This window comes from Paraliobacillus sp. X-1268 (assembly GCF_003426095.1).
Lineage (GTDB): Bacteria > Bacillota > Bacilli > Bacillales > Amphibacillaceae > Paraliobacillus_A > Paraliobacillus_A zengyii.
Window position 1 is genome coordinate 17,998 of the sequence record NZ_QJSK01000003.1, and the last position, 19,803, is coordinate 37,800.

A 19,803-nucleotide genomic window follows, 5' to 3' on the forward strand; every position below is an offset into this window, starting at 1 on the left:
GTTTATCATAGATACTGTTATACACTTTCACAAATTAGGTAATACACTATAGAATGAAAGCAATAAAAGAGGTGATTCTGATCGGAATCGTGATTGTAGAAATATGTGAGAGTAATTTGCTTCAAACAATAAATACAGAAAATTTATTTGAATCGGAATATCCAGAGGTAGCAGTGTTAGAAAGTGATTGCCTCAGCTTTTGTGGGTTATGCCGACTAAAACCATACGCGCTTGTTAATGGAAGAAGAATCCGAGGTAAAGATATTGACGATTGTATTGCTAAAATAAGAGTAGCTATTGAAGAAGAATTAGCTGTCTATCAATAATATAAATGTAAAAACGTGTGTGTCTTTCTCCTATAAAGGCACACACGTTTTTAAGCTGATTATGTCGAAATTACAACCATCTGCTCTTCCTAATCATTCTAATTTATTAGATATATAGTATCATTTACCTATACCGTTTTATCATAAACATTGCGATAATGATTATATACTTCTTGAACGAAAAACATAAAAAACTATCTTGCAAATTGATTGCTAAATTTATAGTTATAGGATATCATACAATATATAGTTATTTTATTAATAAAATAACTATATATTGTATTTTTTGTCTTTTAAATTACATACTTGTAAAACTAAATCGCTCAGTATTCGAGCGTTTTTTGTATCTATATAGGAGGTTTATTTATGACTACTAAAGCAAAAAGCATGACACAAACCGTGTTAGATGGACTAACCGAGGCTAACGCGAAATATGGGATGGATATTAACGATATTAAGCAACGAATTATTGATATTGCTAATTCCGAAAAAGACCCAAATCAAGAAGCGCTATTTTACGCCTTAAATCGAATATCTATGGATCAACCAAATTGGACATTCGTTGCTTCTCATTTTTATTTGGAACAAATTTATCAAGATGCAGCTGAGAATCGTTCATATGATGCAACAAAACAATATGGAAATTTTTATAATTTAATTACTACATTAACTGATGAAGGTATTTATTCATCAAGTCTATTAGAGGCTTATACCAAAGATGAAATTGACCAATTACAGGTAGAAATTCAGCCCGATCGTGATAAAATCTTCAATTATATTGGTTTATTTCTACTAGTTGATCGCTATTTAGCTCGTGATCATGAACGTAATCTTTATGAATTACCACAAGAACGATTTATGATAATCGCGATGACATTAATGCAAAATGAAGCACCCGAAAAACGTGTAGAATTGATTAAAGAGGCCTACTGGGCGCTTAGTAATCTATATATGACTGTTGCAACACCGACACTTTCTAATTCCGGAAAAAGTTACGGCCAACTTTCTTCTTGTTTCATCGATACAGTTGATGATTCACTAGATGGTATCTATTTAAACAACTGGGATATTGCTCGCTTAAGTAAAGATGGTGGCGGTATTGGAATCTATTATGGAAAAGTTCGAGCCCTTGGATCTGATATTAAGAAGTTTAAAGGGAATTCATCTGGTGTGGTACCTTGGATTCGCTTATTAAATGACACTGCCGTTAGTGTTGATCAACTTGGTCAACGACAAGGTGCCGTAGCAATCTACTTGGATGTCTTCCATAAAGATATTATGAATGGCTTTTTAGATTTGAAAACAAACAATGGTGATGAGCGTCGTAAAGCACATGATATCTTCACTGGTGTCTCTATTCCAGACTTATTTATGCAACAATTAAAAATCGTTGATGAATCTGGTAAAGGAATTGGACAATGGCATACCTTCTGTCCGCATCAAGTAAAACAAGTAATGGGTTGGAAAGATGCTGAAGGAAATCCGCTTGGCTTAGAAGATTTTTATGATGAGACTGATGATAAATACTTCACGGAAAAATACAATGAAGCAGTTAATCATCCATTATTACCAAGAAAAACATATCGCGCCATGGACATAATGGCACGCATCATGGTTGCACAATTAGAAACTGGAACACCATATATGTTTTACCGTGATGAAGTAAATCGTTCAAATCCAAATAAACATGGCCGTGGAATTGGTAGAACATCTATTTATTGTAGTAACTTATGCACAGAAATTGCTCAAAATATGTCACCTACTACCATTGTTCGTGAGTACCAAGATGAAGATGGGAATATTGTAATTGTTCGTAAACCAGGGGACTTTGTTGTTTGTAATCTGTCTTCTGTTAATTTACCAAATGCCGTACGTGGAGATGTTTTAGAACGATTGATTCGCGTTCAGGTTCGGATGTTAGATAACGTAATTGATTTAAACACAATCAGTGTTGGACAAGCGGAAGTTACAAATAAAAAATTCCGCGCAGTTGGTCTTGGAACTTTTGGCTGGCATCATCTACTCGCATTAGAAAATATCCACTGGGAGTCAGAAGAAGCTGTAGCATATGCTGATAAAGTTTATGAAGACATTGCATACTATACAATTAAAGCTTCAATGGAATTGGCAAAAGAGAAAGGCACCTATAGCCAATTTGCCGGTTCTGAGTGGGAAACGGGTCGCTATTTTGAACGTCGTAACTATGATAGCGAACGTTGGCAAGACCTAAAAGAAGATGTAGCAACAACAGGGATTAGAAACGGTTGGTTAATGGCTGTTGCACCAAACTCTTCTACAGCTAAAATTGGTGGTTCAACAGATGGAATTGACCCAATATATGCAGTTGAGTTTGCTGAAGAAAAGAAAAACTTTAAATTCAAAGTAACAGCACCAGACTTAGATCATAAAACATACAATTACTACCGTCGAGCTCGCCATGAATTAGACCAAACATGGAGCATTAAACAAAATGCTGCTAGACAGCGTCATGTTGATCAAGGTATCAGTTTTAATCTTTACGTACGCCATGATGTTAAAGCAAAGGAATTACTCAATATGCACTTAACTGCATGGGAAAGTGGCTTGAAAACAACGTATTATGTTAGAAGCACATCTCAAACACAGATTGAGGAATGTGAAGCTTGTCATAGCTAGAAACATCTTACTCTTAAGCTTAACTCATAGTCCCCTATCTCTCTAGCAAGAAATAGGGGACATACTACATATATTCATAAGGAGGGTAATCTGTTGACTCAAATCGATCAACCTTTATCAAAAATAAAACTTTTAAATCCAACATATCCAAATAAATCAACCGGATTAATTAATGGCCAATCATCTGGTCTATTAAACTGGAACGATATTGCCTATCCAAAAATGTATGATTTATATCAAACACTATTATCGAATTTTTGGAAAGCACAAGAAATTAATATGCAAGATGATATTAAACAATGGGATCACCTAACAGATACAGAACGAGATATATTTCTAAGAATCAACACGCAATTGGCGTCACTCGATAGCTTGCAAACACCTACGATGACAAACGTTATGGACTACGTAACAGATTCTAGTTTCAAAGCAATTTTTGCTGTAATCTCACAACAAGAAGCAGTTCACAATGAGTCCTATTCTTATATTTTAAGTTCAATTGTGCCACTAAGCGAACAGAACGATCGTTTCAATCAAGCCAAAGAGGATCCAGTTGTACAAAAAAGGAATCAACTTATATTAGACAGTTATGATGCTTTTAACGAGAACCCAACTCCACAACGTCTATTTGAATTAGCAATTAACTCGATTAACTTAGAAGGTATTTATTTTTACGCTGGTTTTGCCTTTTTCTATCATTTGGCTCGTCAACAAAAAATGTTAAAAACGAGTACGATGATCAGTTATATCCAACGCGATGAAATGCAACACGCCTATTTCGTCTCTCAATTTGTTCGAATTTTACTAACGGAAAATCCAGATTTAAATACAGATAAAAATATTCAATACGTCTATCAAACAATCGATAAAGCTGTTCAGTTAGAAAAAGAATGGGCAGATTATATTCTAAAAGATATTGATGGCATTGATCTAGATGAATTTCATGATTACGTTGAATATTTGGCTAACAAAAGGTTGCGTCAAATAGGCTTGGATAACTATTACCCAGACCGGGAAAACCCAATGGCGTGGATACATGTATTTAGTGATGAAATGTTAAACGAAACGAAATCAGATTTCTTTGAGCAAAAGTCCAGAACTTATACGAAAGTTTCTTCTTCAAACGAATTTGACGAATTATAAAGGGGATCATTTATTATGAAAGCAGCAATTATCTATACGTCTATCACTGGAAATACGGATGTGCTAGCAGAGCAAGTCTATAAAGAAATGTATGCATCTGGTATTTCAGCAGAACTGATAGCAATTGATGATTTTCATTATGATACGTTAACTAATTATGATATCGTCGCAGTTGGAACCTATACATGGGACAATGGAGAGATTCCGCTTGAGATGGAAGAACTATTTACAGCATTTGAAACACAGCAAGTTAAACATATTAGTACAGGAATATTTGGTACTGGTGACAGTTTCTATCCCTATTATTGTGGTGCCGTAGAGTTATTCCGGGATATGCTCTATGTTCACACAGATCTCGCAGTTACCTTAAAAGTAGAATTAATGCCACAAAGGGAAGACTACATTCGCGTAAAACAATTTTGTGATCGGCTTGTTAGACAACTGGTTACTATTTAAAACGTATAGATCAAAAAAATCGCGACTACGTATATAGTCGCGATCTTTTTATATATTGTAATTATGTCCAAAGCTAAGCTTCTTTATTTATCGGCAAGTTCCATTTTTTGCAATTCATATATATACATATCCAATTCTGTACTTATCAGAATTGTATCTTCGTGACTAACTCCTTTTGATAAACCAACTTTGGTTAATTCCTCTTGTTTCAACTGAATCTGTTTAATTAATTGCTCTTTTTTGCTATGAGCCAATTCTATCCGCTCCTTTTCTGTAGTTGAATATAAAATGTCGTCCATGAGTTGAAATGAAGTGGATAGGAAAATCAAGATATATAAGTACTTCAAGACAATTATACTCCATACTAATACTTGCTCAATAAAAATCAATGGATATATCTAAAGTGGTATATAAATGTGGCAACAAGCCACACTTCATAGATTCAATATTTGATAGAATTTATGCAGTATACCTAAACCAAACTATTAAAGATTTTGATGCATATATATTATTTTAATGCTCAGTTTAAGAATTAGATTCAATCTTAAACTGAGCATTCTATACATGGTAACTGGTTAGACTGGAGGAGATATATGAAAAGAGAATGGTTGATCAACTCTCGTAAATCGCAAGGCTTGAAACAAGCACAAGTTGCTTCAAGAGCTTTTATCGATAGAGCATATTATTCACAAATAGAAACAGGCAAACGCAACCCTAGTTTCAATGTAGCAATCAATATTGCTGCGGCACTGAATTTTGATCCAATAATTTTCTTTCGAAATAATCTCAGTAAGAATACACTTCAAAACGAGTTTATGCGGTATGAAATAGTAGAACATTTTAAACGTCTTGATAACGGAAAAATTTTGTATTTATATAATAGTTTGGACGATTATTATCATCATGTTATTACTTTCCTTATATCTGGTATAGAAAAAAATAGTTATTGCTTAATCATTGATAATTATCAGAACTATAATAAAATTCAACAAAATCTAGAAACCATCTTATCAAAAAGCGAATTAATAAATTCCGTTTGTTTTATTAATAAAGCAGATCTTGATCAGCATGGTCCAAAAGAAATTATTGATAAACTAAGTGTTATACAATCAGAGTTTGAAAATGCCAAAACTGTACGAATCTGGTTATCTGAAAAAAAATATTGCCAAGATGATTGGCTACATCTAGTAGAAAATCCACTTAAAAAGAATGGAACCAATAATATGCTACTTATACGTGCATACAAAGCGTCAATGATTTCAGCGGATTTACATATAGAGATGATGAAAACTTATCCTTACCTTATGACAGATTCTGAAATAGTAGGATCACCTTTTTATCATGCGAGTATTTAAATCATCAAACTAATTTCGTTCTATAATAATGCAAATACTTTTTCTCACTTAGGGAATCCTATGCCTAAAGATAGAAGCGGAAAGGATCATATTTGTATGTTCGAATTACAAAATCTTAGCTTTAATGAAAAGACAAACACATTAACAATAAGATTAGACCCTTTATTAAGTGAATTCTCACTTGAATTAAAAGGAGATAAATTAAGTAAAAAGCAAGCCGTGTCCCTTCATCAATTTATTAGAAGAACGATACAAGAAAAAATGAAAGGTGCTCATATTCGAACAGTTAAGGTAATGGTTGGGACAGTTGTTATTACAACATTATATCTTTATCCCACTGACGTAGAAGCTGCAACTGACTTTAATATGGGCTACTTGTACTATGGATCTCCTAACACACAAATTTCTTTTGTCGATCAAACTGAAAGTGTAATTAACCAAACTTCCCCAAGTTATTTTGATATATACGAAGACGGTAGCTTAGACACTTCAAATTTAAGTGAAATTTTCATCAGTGATATGAATCGTCGTGGTATTAAAGTTGTTCCATTCTTAAGTAATCATTGGGATAGAGAACTTGGTAGGGCTGCATTGGAGAACCGGGAAGTATTGGCTCAGCAAATTGCAGATTCAATTGCCAAATATAACCTTGATGGAGTCAATGTGGATATTGAAAATGTCACAGAAATAGATAGAGATAATTATACCGATTTAGTACGTTTATTAAGAGAAAAGCTACCAGAAGATAAAGAAGTTTCTGTAGCTGTGGCAGCAAATCCAAGTAATTGGACAAAAGGTTGGCATGGATCTTATGATTATAAAAAGTTAGCTGAATATGCAGATTACCTAATGATTATGGCTTATGACGAAAGTTGGTATGGCAGTGCCCCAGGTCCTGTTGCTAGTATTTCTTTTGTCGATAGATCTATTCAATACGCATTCGCAAACGGCGTACCCAATGAAAAGATCGTCTTAGGACTCCCACACTATGGTAGGTATTGGCTAGAAGGTCAAAGTATTGGTGGAACAGGTATTACCAATCAAAGAATTCAAGAAATGCTAACCAAATATCAAAGCTCGATAACTTTTGACGAAAAGAGTCAATCACCAAAAGCTACTGTAACAATTAAACAAGAAGATCCTGTTATGTATATCAATAATAAAGCTTTGGTACCTGGAACCTACACCATCTGGTATGAAAACGAACAATCAATAAAGGCAAAAGTTAATTTAATAAATAATTATGGTTTAAAAGGTACTGGGAACTGGGCTTTAGGACAAGAAAACCAATTGCTATGGCCAGCCTTTAAAACCTGGCTTCCACAAGAAGAACAGGTTACAGATAGTAAGATCGCTTTAACAACAACAACCGCTAACATGAGGACAAACTCTTCACTAAGTGGCCCTATATTAAAGACGATTTACAGTAGTAATATTATACAAATAATTGGTGAGATAATCAATCAAAATTGGTATCCAGTAAAACTTACCGATGGAACACGAGGTTATATGGAATCTGACTTATTGAAGCCCCTTCAAGTACGAGAAATCCAAGGGGAAACTAGATATGGTACGAGTGTGGCTGTATCTAATAGTGGTTGGGAAGAAACCAGCGATTATGTGGTATTAGGAAGAGGAGACAACCCGATTGATTCTCTTACAGGAAGTGTTCTAGCAAAAAAATATAATTCACCATTGTTATTAACAAAAACGGACTTTCTACCAAGTGAGATTAGTACTGAAATTAGCCGTCTCAATCCTAAGCATGTAATCGTTCTAGGTGGTGAGAGCGCAATTTCATCTGCTGTGGTCAAGGATTTAGAAAGTAGAGGGATAAATGTTAAAAGAATTAGTGGAGAAAATCGCTATGCCACGGCAACAAATATAGCAACTGAAGTCGGTACAACAAATGAAATATTCTTAACCACAGGAGATAACTCACCAGACCCATTATCCATAGCTCCATATGCCAGTATGAAGCAAATTCCAATATTATTAACAAAGACGGATAGCCTTACATCAGAAGTAAAAAAAATGATTCAAAATGGCAACATAGCAAAGGTTACCATTATTGGTGGAGAAAATGTTGTTTCTGCCAATATACAAGATCAGTTAAAAAGTATTGGTGTTTCACAAGTCAATCGAATCTCTGGTCCAGATCGCTATGCCACAAGTGTTGAGATTGCTAACAATTTTAAAGCGGAGTTCGACATATCTAATGTTTATTTTACGAGTGGGCAGAGCTATGTAGATGCACTATCCGGTTCTCCTTTAGCAGCAATACAAAAAGCACCTGTTATCTTGGTTGATAAAGATAAGCTTCCTTCTACAGTCTCTAATTGGATAGCAAATAACATGAGTTCAGACATAACGAAAGTGAACTTTTTAGGTGGTAGTGATGTAATTGGAGAAAATAATCGTTTAAATGTTTACAAACAAATGAAATAATTAAAGCAAAAAGCAACCGCATATGCGGTTGCTTTTTGCTTTGTAATCCAAGGAATTATTTATGTCTTAATCATTCGGGTTAAAAGACGTGATTAGCATCGTATCCTGCATAATTGTTACTCTTGATATTTGCACCATAGCTAATTTTCTTGAAGTGATGAATGATTGCACTTGGCTTTTCAGACTCTTATATACTATTGGCTCAGTTCCTAATTCACTTGAAAACTCGGTATTAGTATCTATATAAAGGATTAATTCGCATCCGGTATCTGTCAGAACAACCCTATATTGCGAAAAATTAGTCATCGAATTTTCACTCCTCGTTTTAATTTCCCTTTTAGTCTTGATAGAACGAACTACTTTTAAACTTCTTTGCAGCTGGTAAGAATTAGCTATACCGTCATCTTATTTTAAATTCAATTAATCTACCTCCTACATTACGCATATTTTAAATTATTCTTAAGCATGATAAGGATATGGGTTCTTTGAACAAGGGGGGATATTTTTGGATTTACATTTTATTTGGAAATCTATTGTTATTGTCATCGGTGGCGTTCTTATACTTCGGTTAGCTGGGAGAAAGTCAATCTCACAACTTACAGTAGCCCAAACGGTAATGATGGTAGCTGTTGGTTCACTAATTATCCAACCAGTAAGTGAAAGAAACATATGGATTACGTTAGTGATTACATTCCTAATGGTTATGACACTTATATTCATTGAATATGTCGTTTTAAAATCCGATAAACTTGAAACTTTTATTTCCGGTAAATCACTTCTGGTCGTCGAAAATGGAGAAATCAACGAGAATCACCTTAAAAAATTACGCTTAACCGTAGATATGCTTGAATTAAGATTAAGGCAACAAAATATTCAAAAGATTAGTGATGTAAAATGGGCAACTATAGAAACAAATGGGCAATTAGGATATATGCTACAACCCAATAAACAACCGGCTACTAAAGAAGATATTCAAAAACTTATGGCGATGATTCAGTTAAACCAAACGAATCCACCTATCAACGTAACAGTTCCACAACAAAAAAAATCAGGAGATGACATTTTTAAAGAAGTTAAAAATAACAAACATCTGAAAGAACCACCAGAACATTTGAAGTGAGGTATTGACTGTTTTGTATACAAAAATTAATTATAAAACGTTATTTTCACTACTTGGTCAATGGATATTGTGGGGTAGTATTATTGGAATCTTTATAGGCTCTACAACTGCACTACTATTAGAAACAAATGACTTTTTAGGTGAATTACGTGAAGAGAAACATAATTGGCTTATTTTCTTTCTACCTTTAGCAGGGATCCTAGTGGGCTACATATACATGAAATTGGGGAAAGTATCAATAAATGATACCATACATGATTCTGCAGCATTAAATAATCTAGTAATCGACAGCGTTAATGGTGAAAAAAAGATGCTGCGAAGGACAGGACCAATTGTATATGTTGCAACCTTCATAACAGTACTATTTGGAGGTTCGACTGGAAGAGAAGGTGCAGCGGTTCAAATGGGGGCCAGTGTAGCTCAGACAGTAAATAATTACTTCAAAATAAATATACTAGACAATAAAATTTTGCTTATGAGTAGGATAAGTGCTGGTTTTGGAGCAGCTTTCGGAACTCCAATAACAGGAACGATTTTCGGAATGGAAATGGCGGCGTTAGGAAAGATAAGATTCGAAGCAGTCGTACCATGTCTTGTTGCTAGCTTTGTTGGGCATTATATGACAACAGCAGCATGGGGAGTGAAACACGAAACTCTTCTTATTCAAACCGTACCTGAAGCCTCTCTTCTCTTGTTTGCAAAAGTTATCTTCGTTGCAGTCATTTTTAGTCTACTAACTATTACCTACTGCCAATTAAGACATGGCATACAAAGCTTGACAGAGAAGCTATTTAACAAAAATCATATGAAAAGAGCGTTTGTTGGTGGACTTATCATTGTCGGATTGACATTACTAGTAGGTTCACAAGATTATAATGGACGTGGATTACATGTACTTGAACAATCTTTTATCGAAGAGGTCCATCCTTTTGCTTTCCTTGCTAAACTGGTTTTTACAGCAGTCACCCTCGGAACAGGCTTTGTCGGTGGTGAAGCTATTCCCCTATTTTTTATGGGTGCTACATTAGGTAACGCTTTACATACATATATTGGTTTACCTCTTTCTTTTCTAGCTGCATTAGGTTTAATTGCAGCCTTTAGCGGTGGAACTAACACACCAATTGCAGCTTTTTTATTATCAATGGAAATGTTTAATGGAGAAGCTTTACAGTACTTTTTTATTGTATGTATCGTTAGTTACATATTTGCAGGACACCATGGATTATGGCCTTCTCAAAAAATACACGAACCAAAGAGTCACCTCTATAATACACTTAGTGGCGAAACAATTGAAAATATAGAAAAAAGAAAGAAAATCAAGCACAAAAAAGGCCTGTAACAATCATAGTATGATGGTTACAGGCTTTTTCTTTCATATGGAGCATAGCGGGATCGAACCGCTGACCTCTTCGCTGCCAGCGAAGCGCTCTCCCAGCTGAGCTAATGCCCCTTATTAAATTGGGTACTTAGATAGTATAACGAATTTTAATCAATCAAACAATGCTAATTGAAACTTTTTAATGAAATGAATCGTATACTTATTATAATTGTATTGGAGGTGAAGTATATGGCAGATTTACTCCCTATATTATTTCCCATTATATTGTTGGAAGGTATTTTAGCAATTGTAGGTATAGTTGCTTGGTTTAAAACAGATAAAACAAATGGATCAAAATGGCTCTGGTTATTTGTTATAATTGTTATTGGTATTATTGGACCTATTTTATTTTTCATCTTTGGAAGGAGACAGGATTAATCCGATGTTTAATACGCAAAATCTCACGAAAAAATTTGACGGAAATGCTGTAGTTAAAGACGTGTCTTTTTCTTTGAGTCCTGGAAATTGTGTAGCATTGCTTGGAGCAAACGGTGCCGGGAAAACAACTACATTACGGTTACTTTCCGGTTTACTAAAACCTACCAGTGGAACGATTGAATTCGAAGGAATGAAACCCGGTGCTGACATTCGTGAGCATATTGGTTATCTACCACAATACCCTGTTTTTCATAATTGGATGACTGGAAAAGAGTTTCTCGTGTATGTTGGACAGTTAGCAAATTTGGCTAAAGAAAATGTAAACGAGCTTGCTGATTATTACCTGGAGAGGGTTGGTATTTCAGAAGCTAAAAACCAGCGAATCGGAAAGTATTCTGGCGGAATGAAGCAACGTCTTGGTATTGCCCAGGCAATGATTCACCGACCACGAATGATCATGCTAGATGAACCAGTATCTTCTTTAGACCCAATTGGTCGTCGAGAAGTGCTTACCTTGATGGAAGAATTAAAAGAACTAACAACTATTCTCTTTTCAACACATATTTTAAGTGATGCAGAGGAAATTAGCGATGCACTATTACTCATGCATCAAGGTGAAATTGTCGAATCTGGATCCTTAAATGATCTTCGTAAAAAGCACCAAACCGCTAAAATTAATATAGCTTTTAAAGAATCTAACGAAAACTTCATACAAGCATTAAAGGAAATCTCATCTATTTCAGATGTGATCGTTGATCGTAATGAATTAGTTTGTATTGTCCAGGATACTGATCTAGCTAGAGAAACGATTTTGAATAAAGCTACAACAGAGAATTGGCCATTGACTAAATTTGAAGTTAGCCGAACATCGCTAGAGGATTTATTTATGAAAGTGGTGAAAAAATAATGCAATGGACAATAATTTTCAAAAAAGAAATGCTTGAATACTGGCGTAATTTCAGTTGGATATGGGTTCCCGTTGTTTTTATTCTACTCGCAATTATGGATCCACTAACTACTTATTATATGCCTATTATTCTTGATACTGTTGGGGGTCTTCCAGAAGGAACATCAATTGAGATGCCAGATATTGCAGCTGCAGATGCACTAATGATGAGTTTACAAGAGTTTAGTATGTTTGGCGTATTAATTATTGTACTACTTACTATGGGAACTATTTCTGGAGAAAGAAAAAGTGGTGTTGTCGAACTTGTTTTAGTGAAGCCTGTACGTTATTCCCACTATATTTCAAGTAAGTGGGCCGCAAAAATAACGCTCATCCTGACAGCTTATCTAATCGGTCTTTTAGCAAGTTGGTATTATGTCAATTTATTATTTGGGGACATTACAATTTTAGCATTTATTCAAACCTTTTTATTTTATGGATTATGGTTAATTCTTGTTGTGACCATTACCATTTTCTATAACACTTTGCTCAAAACACCTGGATTAATAGGGGCACTTTCGATTGGGACCATACTCAGTATGTCTGCGATTAACAGTATTTTCTCACATAAGTTAACTTGGTTTCCAAATAGCTTAAGTAGCCATATCCGCCAACTATTGCATACAGGAGAAATTCCTACAGCATTATGGGGAACTTCATTTGTTACTGTAACATTCATAATTGCTTTACTATTTTTATCCTTTTTCACCTTTAATAAAAAAGAATTAGCATAAAAGAAGCCTTCAATTTATCTTACAAAGAAAAATTGAAGGCTTCTTTTTTAACTCAAACGTGCTGACTTAACAGTAATGTTATATAGCAGTGGCCATGAAAGCAAGTAGATGATTAAACTAATACCTAATGTGACTAAAAAGTAAGAGAAACTTGGTTCTAGTACTAACTTTTCAATTAAGTCTAATAGTGTTCCCCTAGCTGCTGCTCCAACTATTGTTAAGATAATTAAACCAATCAAAGATAAACCTACAACTAAATTATATTTATAAAAAATTAATCCTATTAAGAAAAACAGTGTTACACATAAAAAGATTATAATCGCATCAATTGCGAATCGATAAATAAACGACCCGTCTTCACCTAACAAGGCAGCTGGATGAATTAAATTAAATTCTGAAATTGAAAATAATTTAGTACTGGTTACAGTCACTAGATGTAATGTACTCTCAATAAAAGCAGTCACAATAGAAAAACCGATAAAGTATAACCCAATACTAGCAAAATAATTCTTCCTGGTACCTCCCATTTTTATTGAAAATGAAAGACTTTCTTTCACCGTTATAAAACCAAGAATTGCCGCATAGACATAAACTGCGATCGATATCGCCAGATACATTACTGTCTCCTCAAAATTATTAAGCAAGTAAGTGACCACTAATGATAGCAGGATAATGGATCCAAGCACTGACCAAAAAATAGAATAGGAATATCGCATATCTGTGATAAAAAAATACAACATTGCTTTTAGTTGACGTTTCATTTCTGGGTTAGCCCCTTTCGACTCGTTAAATAAATGATCGCTTGTTGAATCGGTACACTTTCTATCACAAAATTTTCTGCTACAGCTGCTTGTTTATCATCTTCCAAAAGTACTGCAGTCATCTCACCCATAAACATTTTTTGATGGATTACTTGTTTCTCCGCTATGAATTTTTCTACTTTCTCTTTTGACCCTGTAATAGAATAACACCTTTCTCTTAGCCTATCTGTTTCCTCTTGCAAGATTACCTTACCTTCATCCATGATTAATACTTCCTCAAACAGGGCACTCACTTCATCAATTAAATGTGTTGAAAAAATAATCATCCGTTTCTGTTCTTGATACTGTTCAATTAATAATTCATAAAACCTGGTTCTTGATGAGGCATCTAAACCTATATAAGGCTCATCGAAAATAGTTATTGGTGCTTTACTTGAAAGTCCTACAATAATACCCAAAGCTGATTCCATGCCTTTTGATAAAGTTTTAACCTTAGCACTTGGATCAAGTGAAAACTCAGCTAGTAATTGTTCCGCTAGTTTTTGATCCCATGTTGGATAAAATAATGAACTTATCATTAAGACATTTTTAACTTTTAGATCTTTTTTAAAATTATCTCCTTCACTAATTAGACAAACAGCTTCCATAATCTTTTGATTATCAAATGGATTTTGTCCATCAACTGTTACCTCTCCTTTTGTAGGGAGCATAAAGCCAGCAAGTAGTTGCATAATTGTTGTTTTACCCGCACCATTTCGTCCGAGAAGGCCATATATTTTTGGTTTATCTAATGAAAAATCCAACTGAGCTAATGCATGTTTTTTTTGATAGACTTTTGACACATTATTCACTTTAATTTCCATCGGAAAGTCCTCCCTTTATTACCATCTCTTGTAGTTCTTCAACAGAAATATTTAACTTACTTGCTTCCATCTGCAGTGGAATAACATAAGATTTAAAAAAAGCATCCTTCCTTTTTTGAAAGACAATTTCCTTCGCTTCTTTGGTAACAAACATACCCACACCTCTTCTTTTGTAAATTATGCCTTCATCCACTAATTGATTAATACCTTTAGCAGCTGTAGCAGGATTAATCTTATAATGATTCGCAAATTCATTTGTTGAAGGTACACGTCCATCTTCTGATAGCGTATCATTGATGATCATGTCTTCAATTTGCTCTTTAATTTGTTGGAATATTGGTTTGCTGTCATCTATTGTATGCTTCATCTTATCACCTTACTTCTTTTGTTAGTTACTTATGTAATTAACTATATAACCATAAATACGTAAAGTCAATCCTTTTCACATAAAAAAAGAAACTCCTGATGTTAGGAGTTCCTGGCGTCTTGCCCGTACAGCATTATTTCAAATCATCACGATGAGGCATAACATGTTCTTTGTTGATCACTTCATAGAATAAATTCCCGTCACTATCAGGTGATTGATTTTGCTGTTGTATGAGTAAGCCCATCAGTTTCTTAAATTCACCGACAGTAAGTGGCTTAGAGTCTGCCTTTAATTCATAACCTAATTGCCCATTTGGTTCAATTGTTGCGTTATTTATGTCCGAAATATTTGAAATCCCTTGTTGTCGCATCTGCATTTCCAGTTTATCAACAGTGAACCGAAGCTTTTTGAGATTCTTTAGATTAATTTGACCATTTTCAATAACTGACACTGCCTTACCAGTCATTAATTTCTCCAACGCATTGGACTTCACTTGAAGATATTCAATTAAAATTAGTACACTTATAAAAATAATAATCGTTATAATTGTCCTCATTACACTGTCTTCTATAATTGGTTGCACAATAATAGACCCTATCGAGATCATTACCACTGTTGTAGTAACCGTCATTTGTGCGAGTGATTTACGGCCAGATAGCCGCAAAAGAAGGAATCCAGAAATAACCATTAAAAATGCTTCCCAAATATAATCCATACATTTTCTCCTTTAAATGATGATATATATGTAATATCTTCATTTAGGAACTAATTATGTATGACTTGATTTTCATTGATAAAAAACTTTACTTTCTAACTAATGGCAAGCTACAACAGCGGAATGAACCACCAGACTTGATAATCTCATTAAATTCTACTTCTATCACTTCGTAACCTAAATCTCGGAGCTGTTGATTAACTAATTTATTCTCTGGTAAGCTAATAACTTTTTTGTTACCAATAGATAATACATTTGTTCCCAGAGTGAATTCTTCCTCATCGCTCACTTCAATTAGTTCATAGTGTTCTTTTATCTTTTGTAAATCTATTTCGGTGAATGCTTTCGGATAAATAATGCCTAAATTGGGCGCTAAGCAATTAAATGCACAATCTAAATGTAATATTCTATCTGCAATTGGTAATTTAATGATTTGATGATTTGGTAATAGGGACTGGAGAGCATCAGCAGCTTCAAACGTGGTGCGCTCACTGATACCAACCCAAACTTTGTCACCATCAACTATCACATCCCCACCCTCAATTGATTCTTGCGCAAATGACTTGTATACAATATTCTGTTCTCGTAGAACATCCTCTAAATGCGACACCTCAGGCATGCGCACTTTATCACCCATTTTAGCCGTAATTAGGGTATCACCTATACAAAAACCTATATCTCGTGTAAAGACCTGTTCATGTAGCTCGATTTGCGGTGTAATATCAATAACTTCAATATCATGGGCTTTTAATACATTTACAAATCCATCATGCTGTTCGGTTGCAATTTTGGTATCAATATTTTCTGTTTGATAATGCTTTTGCGTTTCATTAATAATTTTACCGATTTTCATGTGGGCTGGTGAGCATACAATCACTTTTTCTAAAATACCATATTCTGTATCACACATTACATTTCCTCGCGAACTCATTTCCACAAGAACGACCTCCCTTTTTTATATCTATACTATTAATTATACCAGAATTTAACGAATTGGTTTATTGATTAGTCTTCCAACTCCCGATACATCAATACGATAAGTCTCGCCATCTGTCGCTATCACAATATCACCAGCTTTTGCAGTAGAATATAATGTCGCACCTACGTCGAGTAATTTATTAACTGTTGTACCTACGGGATGTCCATATGTGTTATCTTCCCCATATGAAAGAATTGCAATCTCAGGGTCAACTGCTTGCAAAAAGGCAAATGAACTTGATGTATCAGAACCATGATGGGCAACTTTTAATACTTCTGATTCCACATCTGTTCGTTGCATCAACTTAATTTCTTGTTTCTTTTCAACATCACTCATTAACAAGAAATCGACTGATCCATAGGTTAAGGACAGTGCTAGTGAGGATTGATTGTTTGTTTTCAAAATAGAATTTGCATTTAATACTATCAGCGAAATATTGTCTCCTAATGTTTTCATTGTATTTACCTTAGCAATTTCTATCGGGATATTCCCATTTTTTATTTTTCGAAAATAGCGATGATAAGTTCTTGTATAATAAAATTTACCACTATCCCAAATCTCTTTAATTTTAAATTGATCAATAACTTTAAGTAGACCACCTATATGATCGATATCTGGATGTGTTGCTATTAATAGATCAATCTCTTTTATATTTTGTTCTTTTAAATAAGCAATAACTTTTTCACTTGCATCTGGTGGACCGCCATCAATTAAGATATTCTCTTGATTTGGTGTTTCAATCAAAATACTATCCCCCTGGCCAACATTAATAAAATGAACAAGCATTTCTTGCTCTGTTGCTTCTAACTCATTTGTATATCCAATAAAAGTCATGCAAAAAATAAGAAGATAAATGACATATTTTTTGATTTTTCTTACCTCCTTACAAAGTCATTAAAGTATCTTACCTTCTATTTTGCTATTTAAATTAAAAATTATGATAAAAAATACGACATCCCTAATGGATGCCGCATGTAGCTATATTAATTTATTTTCTTAACTTGCACTTCATCATTGACAATTTCAACTTGAATATTGATCATATCATTGTTCTCGTCATCTAGCATTAAGTCTGTAATGCCATCTTCCACTGTATCCTGAATCACACGACGTAACGGTCGAGCACCAAATCTTGAATCATATCCTTTGTTAGCTAAGAATTTTTTCGTGTCTTCTGAAACAGTAATTGTATATCCTTGATCTTCAACGTTTTCTTCTAATTCATTTAACATGATATCAACAATTTGGATTAGATCCTGTTGTTTTAATTCGTTAAACGGAATAATCGCATCAAAACGATTTAGAAATTCAGGCTTGAAATAGTCACTTAGTGTTTCCAATGTGGAAACTGCTTCATTATTCGTACTATTAAATCCTACACTGATATTGTTAACACCTGTTCCTGCATTACTTGTCATAATAATCACCGTCTCTTTAAAACTCACTGTTCGACCATGACTATCTGTTAGATGTCCATCCTCCATGATTTGTAGGAACATATGCTGTACATCCGGATGTGCTTTTTCAATTTCATCCAATAATATAAGGCTATATGGGTTACGACGAACACGCTCTGTTAACTGTCCCGCTTCTTCATGTCCAACATATCCTGGTGGAGAACCAATTATTTTTGAGACAGCGTGTTTTTCCATGTATTCACTCATATCTACACGAATTAGGGATTCTTTTGTACCAAATAGCTCTTCAGCTAATGCTTTCGTTAGCTCAGTTTTACCAACACCTGTAGGACCAACAAATAGGAAAGAACCAATTGGACGATATTTTGATTTCATTCCTGCACGACTACGACGCACAGCCTTAGCTACCTTTTGGACTGCATTTTCTTGTCCGATTACTTTTGAACTTAAATTCTCAGCTAAATGTTGCATTTTTGATTGCTCGTCTGCTTGAATTTTTCGAACTGGTATACCAGTCTTTTCTTCAATAATTAACTGAATGTCTTCAATTGTTACCGAAGCTTTCGTTTGTTCTGTTGTATCATTGATTTTTTTCTCTAACATTAATTCTTTATGTCTTAAATTAGCTGCCGTTTCATAGTCTTCTTTTTCAGCAGCTTCTTGTTTCTCTTTGGCTATTTCATCAATTCGTTTTTGCAATGACTCTTTATCAGAATCTTCATTTGCTAAATTCAAGCGAGACCCTGCTTCATCCATTAAATCAATTGCTTTATCTGGTAAGAATCGATCTTGCAAGTAACGTTGAGATAACGTTACAGTACTTTCTATTGCTTCAGGTGTGTATGTTACATTGTGAAACACTTCATAACGATCTTGTAAACCTTGCAAAATAAGTACCGCTTCTTCTACTGACGGCTCTTTTACAATAATCGGTTGAAAACGACGTTCTAAAGCAGCGTCTTTCTCAATTTGACGATACTCTTTTAGTGTAGTAGCACCGATTAACTGTAACTCACCTCTTGCTAATGCAGGTTTTAAAATATTTCCCGCATCCATTTGTGAACCTTCTGATGAACCTGCACCAACTAGTAGGTGGATCTCATCAACAAATAAAATTACATTCTTACGATTTTGAAGTTCAGCAACTAATTTCTTTATACGTTCTTCGAATTGACCACGCACACCAGTATTAGCTACAAGTGATGCTACATCTAGTAAGTAAACTTCTTTATTCACTAATTTAGATGGTACATTACCTTCTGCAATTCTTAGAGCTAAACCTTCTGCAATAGCTGTTTTACCAACACCTGGTTCACCAATTAATACTGGATTATTTTTATTTCTTCTATTTAATGTCTCCATAACACGTTTTACTTCTTTTTCACGACCAATTACTGGGTCAATAATTCCAGCTTTAGCAGCATGGGATAAATTACTTCCTAATTCATCTAATAAGCCCTCTTTCTTGCCACTAGCTTGTTGTTCACTATTTTGACTAGCACCAGAGAAGAAGTCTTCAAAACCTTGTGCCCCTCCTTGACCTCCAAAATTATTTAGAGAATTCTTGGCATTTTGTTGAAGTTCTTTAAAGCACGTTTCACATACATGCAATTGTTGCATTTGTTCATTATATTTAAGGGCTACATTAATATTAGCTGGACGATTTCCACAGTTTTGACAATTCATTAATATCTTCCTCCTTCAGAAGAGTAAGTAAAGTTTTTAGTAGATCAAGATTGTTTTGACTATCTTTGACCTTTG

The 19,803-nt window shown here is 34.3% G+C and carries 20 protein-coding genes and 1 tRNA gene; 11 read left to right on the forward strand and 10 right to left on the reverse strand.

What is annotated here, in order from left to right; all coding sequences use genetic code 11:
* Positions 1-53: 53 nt before the first annotated feature.
* The 4 genes from D2K62_RS06335 (at position 54) to D2K62_RS06350 (ending at position 4,580) form a co-directional block, all read left to right on the forward strand.
* A complete protein-coding gene (locus D2K62_RS06335; protein ID WP_232824165.1) occupies positions 54-326 on the forward strand; it encodes a YuzB family protein in 273 nt (90 codons plus the stop codon).
* A 366-nt stretch (positions 327-692) separates the two neighbouring features.
* On the forward strand, positions 693-2,981 hold the full coding sequence (locus D2K62_RS06340) for a ribonucleoside-diphosphate reductase subunit alpha (protein ID WP_117161116.1): 2,289 nt from the start codon (positions 693-695) through the stop codon (positions 2,979-2,981).
* A gap of 93 nt (positions 2,982-3,074) precedes the next feature.
* On the forward strand, positions 3,075-4,124 hold the full coding sequence (locus tag D2K62_RS06345; protein WP_112179951.1) for a ribonucleotide-diphosphate reductase subunit beta: 1,050 nt from the start codon (positions 3,075-3,077) through the stop codon (positions 4,122-4,124).
* Between the two features lie 15 nt (positions 4,125-4,139).
* The gene (locus D2K62_RS06350) at positions 4,140-4,580 is read left to right on the forward strand and encodes a flavodoxin domain-containing protein (RefSeq protein ID WP_112179950.1); all 441 of its coding nucleotides are present in this window, start codon (positions 4,140-4,142) and stop codon (positions 4,578-4,580) included.
* 83 nt (positions 4,581-4,663) lie between these two features.
* On the opposite strand, the gene D2K62_RS18695 is transcribed toward D2K62_RS06350, so the two are convergent.
* On the reverse strand, positions 4,664-4,834 hold the full coding sequence (locus tag D2K62_RS18695) for an aspartyl-phosphate phosphatase Spo0E family protein (protein WP_157967845.1): 171 nt from the start codon (positions 4,832-4,834) through the stop codon (positions 4,664-4,666).
* Positions 4,835-5,173: 339 nt separating this feature from the next.
* Here D2K62_RS18695 and D2K62_RS06360 point away from each other — a divergent pair, with 339 nt between their 5' ends.
* Both D2K62_RS06360 and D2K62_RS06365 read left to right on the forward strand, forming a co-directional pair.
* On the forward strand, positions 5,174-5,935 hold the full coding sequence (locus D2K62_RS06360) for a helix-turn-helix domain-containing protein (RefSeq protein ID WP_112179948.1): 762 nt from the start codon (positions 5,174-5,176) through the stop codon (positions 5,933-5,935).
* Between the two features lie 96 nt (positions 5,936-6,031).
* The gene (locus D2K62_RS06365) at positions 6,032-8,383 is read left to right on the forward strand and encodes a cell wall-binding repeat-containing protein (protein WP_112179947.1); all 2,352 of its coding nucleotides are present in this window, start codon (positions 6,032-6,034) and stop codon (positions 8,381-8,383) included.
* Positions 8,384-8,449: 66 nt separating this feature from the next.
* Here the strand turns inward: D2K62_RS06365 and D2K62_RS06370 are convergent, their stop codons facing one another.
* Positions 8,450-8,689 (reverse strand): hypothetical protein, encoded by a 240-nt coding sequence (locus D2K62_RS06370; protein ID WP_112179946.1) that lies wholly within the window; start codon positions 8,687-8,689, stop codon positions 8,450-8,452.
* A gap of 199 nt (positions 8,690-8,888) precedes the next feature.
* Between D2K62_RS06370 and D2K62_RS06375 the strand changes: the two genes are divergently transcribed.
* A complete protein-coding gene (locus tag D2K62_RS06375) occupies positions 8,889-9,503 on the forward strand; it encodes a DUF421 domain-containing protein (RefSeq protein ID WP_112179945.1) in 615 nt (204 codons plus the stop codon).
* 13 nt (positions 9,504-9,516) lie between these two features.
* Positions 9,517-10,842: a chloride channel protein gene (locus D2K62_RS06380; RefSeq protein WP_232827973.1), complete on the forward strand. Its 1,326-nt coding sequence runs from the start codon at positions 9,517-9,519 to the stop codon at positions 10,840-10,842.
* Positions 10,843-10,880: 38 nt separating this feature from the next.
* On the opposite strand, the gene D2K62_RS06385 is transcribed toward D2K62_RS06380, so the two are convergent.
* A tRNA-Ala gene (locus D2K62_RS06385) sits at positions 10,881-10,953 on the reverse strand.
* 117 nt (positions 10,954-11,070) lie between these two features.
* Here D2K62_RS06385 and D2K62_RS06390 point away from each other — a divergent pair.
* From D2K62_RS06390 to D2K62_RS06400, 3 genes are read left to right on the forward strand one after another with little or no spacing between them, the layout of a single operon-like run.
* Positions 11,071-11,259, forward strand: coding sequence for a PLDc N-terminal domain-containing protein (locus tag D2K62_RS06390; RefSeq protein WP_112179944.1), 189 nt, complete (start codon positions 11,071-11,073; stop codon positions 11,257-11,259).
* 4 nt (positions 11,260-11,263) lie between these two features.
* Positions 11,264-12,166 (forward strand): ABC transporter ATP-binding protein, encoded by a 903-nt coding sequence (locus tag D2K62_RS06395; protein ID WP_112179943.1) that lies wholly within the window; start codon positions 11,264-11,266, stop codon positions 12,164-12,166.
* Positions 12,166-12,939, forward strand: coding sequence for an ABC transporter permease (locus tag D2K62_RS06400; protein ID WP_112179942.1), 774 nt, complete (start codon positions 12,166-12,168; stop codon positions 12,937-12,939). The genes D2K62_RS06395 and D2K62_RS06400 overlap by 1 nt, the downstream gene beginning before the upstream one ends.
* A gap of 47 nt (positions 12,940-12,986) precedes the next feature.
* Here D2K62_RS06400 and D2K62_RS06405 read toward each other — a convergent pair whose 3' ends face one another.
* The 7 genes from D2K62_RS06405 to D2K62_RS06435 all read right to left on the reverse strand — a co-directional run bounded on the left by D2K62_RS06405 (position 12,987) and on the right by D2K62_RS06435 (position 19,728).
* Entirely contained in the window at positions 12,987-13,700 is a 714-nt protein-coding gene (locus tag D2K62_RS06405; RefSeq protein WP_112179941.1) for a hypothetical protein, read from the reverse strand.
* The gene (locus D2K62_RS06410) at positions 13,697-14,563 is read right to left on the reverse strand and encodes an ABC transporter ATP-binding protein (RefSeq protein ID WP_112179940.1); all 867 of its coding nucleotides are present in this window, start codon (positions 14,561-14,563) and stop codon (positions 13,697-13,699) included. The genes D2K62_RS06405 and D2K62_RS06410 overlap by 4 nt, the downstream gene beginning before the upstream one ends.
* The gene (locus tag D2K62_RS06415) at positions 14,553-14,930 is read right to left on the reverse strand and encodes a GntR family transcriptional regulator (RefSeq protein WP_112179939.1); all 378 of its coding nucleotides are present in this window, start codon (positions 14,928-14,930) and stop codon (positions 14,553-14,555) included. Before D2K62_RS06415 ends, D2K62_RS06410 begins: the two co-directional genes overlap by 11 nt.
* A 133-nt stretch (positions 14,931-15,063) precedes the next feature.
* Entirely contained in the window at positions 15,064-15,645 is a 582-nt protein-coding gene (locus tag D2K62_RS06420; RefSeq protein ID WP_112179938.1) for a DUF421 domain-containing protein, read from the reverse strand.
* 88 nt (positions 15,646-15,733) lie between these two features.
* Entirely contained in the window at positions 15,734-16,576 is an 843-nt protein-coding gene (locus D2K62_RS06425) for a dimethylarginine dimethylaminohydrolase family protein (RefSeq protein ID WP_112182643.1), read from the reverse strand.
* A gap of 54 nt (positions 16,577-16,630) precedes the next feature.
* A complete protein-coding gene (locus tag D2K62_RS06430; protein ID WP_112179937.1) occupies positions 16,631-17,458 on the reverse strand; it encodes a ComEC/Rec2 family competence protein in 828 nt (275 codons plus the stop codon).
* 149 nt (positions 17,459-17,607) lie between these two features.
* Entirely contained in the window at positions 17,608-19,728 is a 2,121-nt protein-coding gene (locus D2K62_RS06435; protein ID WP_112179936.1) for an ATP-dependent Clp protease ATP-binding subunit, read from the reverse strand.
* Positions 19,729-19,803 lie beyond the last annotated feature (75 nt).